The organism is Marilutibacter spongiae (assembly GCF_014145325.1).
Taxonomy (GTDB): domain Bacteria; phylum Pseudomonadota; class Gammaproteobacteria; order Xanthomonadales; family Xanthomonadaceae; genus Marilutibacter; species Marilutibacter spongiae.
In genome coordinates this window covers 1-1,981 of sequence record NZ_JACHTF010000036.1, presented here as the reverse complement: position 1 = coordinate 1,981, position 1,981 = coordinate 1, and the positions used below count along the sequence as shown (strand labels likewise).

The 1,981-nt window shown below is 59.9% G+C and carries 3 protein-coding genes; all 3 read left to right on the top strand.

The features are described 5' to 3' along the window. Positions 1 to 180 precede the first annotated feature (180 nt). On the top strand, positions 181 to 537 hold the full coding sequence (locus H4F98_RS16585) for a transposase (protein WP_182688935.1): 357 nt from the start codon (positions 181 to 183) through the stop codon (positions 535 to 537). Then, positions 495 to 1,340, top strand: coding sequence for an IS3 family transposase (locus H4F98_RS16580; protein WP_182688936.1), 846 nt, complete (start codon positions 495 to 497; stop codon positions 1,338 to 1,340). The genes H4F98_RS16585 and H4F98_RS16580 overlap by 43 nt, the downstream gene beginning before the upstream one ends. Before the next feature lie 75 nt (positions 1,341 to 1,415). After that, a complete protein-coding gene (locus tag H4F98_RS16575; protein ID WP_182688934.1) occupies positions 1,416 to 1,847 on the top strand; it encodes a WapI family immunity protein in 432 nt (143 codons plus the stop codon). Positions 1,848 to 1,981: the final 134 nt, after the last annotated feature.

Below are 1,981 nucleotides of genomic sequence, written 5' to 3'. Positions count from 1 at the left end.
GGCGACGGTCGTAGCATGCATGGCGTGGACTCCTCTCGTGCTCCCGTGTCCCGATCCAGTATCGGTCTGGCTCATCGAAGCCGTGTGGCGACGCGGGAGGCGTCCATTTCATCATTCAAGCCGAAGCGGTAGTTCCTTCGCTTCAGTGGACACCCTGACCTAACCCTCAGGAGTGCTCCCATGCCAAAGCCCGGCCCGAGAACAATCGGCCGTTACAGTGACGAATTCAAAGCGGCTGCCGTCCAGCTAAGCCAGCAACCTGGTGTGCGGGTCAGCGACGTCGCCCAGTCGCTTTACATCCATCCCTACATGTTGTCTCGTTGGCGAAGGCTCGCTCGGGAGGGACTCATCGTGACCAAGGGTGTGAATGTGGGTCCGACCGTGGTTGCGGAGCTGAAGGCGCTGCGTCAGATCAAGCGCCAGTATGATCAGCTGAAGATCGAGCATGACCTTTTAAAAAAAGCGATCGCGTTCACTTCCGGTCGAAAGGCGAAATCTTCACCTTCATCGAGCACCATAAAGAAGCCTGTCCGGTGAGGGTCATGTGCCGCCTTTACGGCGTCAGTCCCGCCGGCTACTACGCGTGGGTGCGACGGCCTGCCAGTGCCCGTGCAATCGAGGACGCGGTGCTGATCGAGAAGATCCGGCATGTGCACGGCGCCAGTCGGGAAACCTACGGCAGCCCGCGTGTGCACGCCGCACTCAAGCGACAAGGGGACCAGGTGGGTCGCCGGCGCGTGGAGCGGCTGATGCGCGAGGAGGGCTTGCGCGCTTGTTCGGCCCGTCTTTACCGGCGCCGCCCCGGGTTGGCGCGATTCCTGGACAGCGTCCCCAGCCGCGCCCACGACGCGCCTTGCAGTCGACCCAACCAGGTCTGGGTCGGCGACGTGACCTACCTGAAAGTGAGGGGCCAGTGGCGCTACCTGGCCACGGTCATGGATCGATGCTCCCGGCGGTTGCTGGGCTGGTCGCTAGGGATGGAGCGGACGGCGGCGCTGACCCGCCACGCCTTGGCGGCGGCCCTGCGGACACGCACGCCAAGCTGCGATACGCTGTTCCACAGTGATCGGGGGATCGAGTTCATGGCCGGCGATTTCAGGCGACGACTGGGTAGCGCCAGACTGGTGCAATCGGTCAACCGCCCGAGGCGGATGACCGACAACGCGCATATGGAGTCATGGAACAAGACGATGAAGTCGGACATGTACCATCGCGCGACCTTCGACAGTGATCGTTCGCTGCGTACAGCGATCAGCGACTACATCCATTTCTACAATCACCAGCGGCTGCACTCGGCGCTGGGCTATCGTTCACCGGTTGAGTTCGAGCAGTGTTGCTGAAGAACAGGTGTCCACTTTTTCGCAGGAACTGCCAGCCGCTTCGTGGCTCGGCTTAATTCTGGTGTTAGGCGCTCTATGAAATCTGTTGCAATCGGAACCAGCAAGTCAGAGATCGTCACGCTCACCGTGCTCAGCTATGAATGCGCTCCTGTTGGTGAGTTCTACGACGACAACTGGCTTCGTTGTGAAGTCTCGATTAGCGCCGGAGCGTTCCGTGGCAAGTTTCAAGCAAACTTCCTTACCACCGAGATCGTGGGACTCCTGGAGGGTCTTGGCAACTTGCACCGGGAGCTGCAAGGTGACTACACCTTTGAACCCATGGAGGAGCAGCTTGTCCTTCGTGCATCCTGCGATCACTTAGGACACATTCGCATCACTGGCGAGGCCATGGACGAGGCTGGGATTGGCCATAAGCTTACTTTCCGCTTATCCCTGGATCAGACTTACTTGTCCGATACTCTGCATGAGTTGTCAGACGTGGTGCGAGCCTTCCCGGTTCGCGCCTAACAATTCATGTATGGACTCCTCCGTCAAGCAGGGCTGCCTTAGCTGATCTTCGATCGTCGGGAAGTGGTGCGGTTGCAGTCGTGTATTCGGCCTTGGGTTGGACGTTGATCGTCCGGGCCATCATGGAATCCGCG